Source organism: Marinitoga arctica (genome assembly GCF_054657315.1).
The window spans coordinates 1-764 of the sequence record NZ_BAAHYY010000072.1 but is presented as its reverse complement, the minus strand read 5'-3'; the positions used below and the strand labels follow the sequence as shown (position 1 = coordinate 764).

Here is a 764-nt window from a genome sequence, read left to right as displayed (position 1 = left end):
TAATTAGTTTTAAGGCCCTTTTTGGGGCTTTTTTTAATCATATGAAAAAAAATGGTCGATTCTTATTATGGAGGTGATAATATGAGAATCGATAATAAAGGGTTTGAATATTTTAAGTATTCAGAAATAAAAAGAATTGAGTCTAGAGAAAATTCTGAAAAAAATGTTGATAAAAAAATTAAAGGTGATGTATATGTAAAAACAGAAATAGAATATATGAAAGCAACATATTCTAGTTTAGTTAATAAAAAAATCGAAATTAATCCTAACAGATGGAAAGAATTACAAAATGATTCGCAAAAGTTGTTTGATGAATTCAAATCATGGGTAGAAGATAAAGTGAAAAAGCAATTAGGTATTTCTGAAAAAGAAAAAAGTGATATGAATGAAGAGATATTAAATGGTTATTGGAGTCCAGAAGCTACTTCTGATAGAATAATTGAATTTGCAAAATCAATATCAGGTGGAGATAAATTAAAAATTGAATTATTAAGAAATGCTGTTAAAGAAGGATTTGAAAGTGTTAAAAATATTTTAGGTGGGAAATTACCAGAAGTAAGTAAAAAAACATATGATCTTGCAATGAAAAAATTTGAAGAATGGCAGAAAAGTAATGATGGAAATGTTCAAATTGAAGAGGGTGGTGTTGAATATATAAAAGTAAAAAAAGAAATAATAGAAGATAAATAGATTTAGAAAATAATGTTTTTAGATAAAAAACATTATTATAAAAATAGAGAGACCACTCAAACTTATGTTGTTTT

General features: G+C 24.9%; 1 protein-coding gene. It reads left to right on the top strand.

Features of this window, described 5'->3' with window-relative positions:
* Positions 1-81: 81 nt before the first annotated feature.
* Positions 82-690, top strand: coding sequence for a hypothetical protein (locus ACYQ44_RS10390; protein ID WP_459997217.1), 609 nt, complete (start codon positions 82-84; stop codon positions 688-690).
* The last annotated feature ends 74 nt before the right edge of the window (positions 691-764 follow it).

Excerpts from the sequence above, each read along its gene's own strand:
- ACYQ44_RS10390 (WP_459997217.1), top strand. The coding sequence starts at position 82 with ATGAGAATCGATAATAAAGGGTTTGAATATTTTAAGTATTCAGAAATA.